Annotated in this window: 2 pseudogenes; both read right to left on the minus strand. The window is 43.8% G+C overall.

The annotated features are described in order from the left end of the window. Window positions 1-128: pseudogene (locus tag V7659_RS05675) on the minus strand (phosphoribosylformylglycinamidine cyclo-ligase); the annotation flags it as partial. A gap of 15 nt (window positions 129-143) precedes the next feature. Continuing rightward, window positions 144-347: pseudogene (locus V7659_RS05680) on the minus strand (amidophosphoribosyltransferase); the annotation flags it as partial.

A 347-nucleotide genomic window follows, 5' to 3' on the forward strand; every position in this document is an offset into this window, starting at 1 on the left:
CCGCCAAATCCACCTAGACTGCCAAGGACGCCAGCCCGGGCTGTTTTTTGAACATGCTTTTTCATTCTCTCGACTGCTTCATAGCCGGCTTCGATATTAACTCCTGCTTGTTTATATGCATTTGCCACGCTGCTCGCTCCTTCCTACTTCTGATAATAATATTGGAGTGTATCTGGATAAATTTCAGTTGGGTAATTCCCTGTGAAACAGCCTAGGCAATAGCCATTTGTGCCTTCTTGGCCTAAGGCATGCATCATGCCCTCCACACTGATAAAGGTTAATGAATCCGCTCCAATAAGTTCTCTTATTTCCTCCACACTTTTATCAGAGGCAATTAATTCTTCTTT

It is taken from the genome of Neobacillus drentensis, from assembly GCF_036966985.1.
Taxonomy (GTDB): domain Bacteria; phylum Bacillota; class Bacilli; order Bacillales; family Cytobacillaceae; genus Neobacillus; species Neobacillus drentensis_E.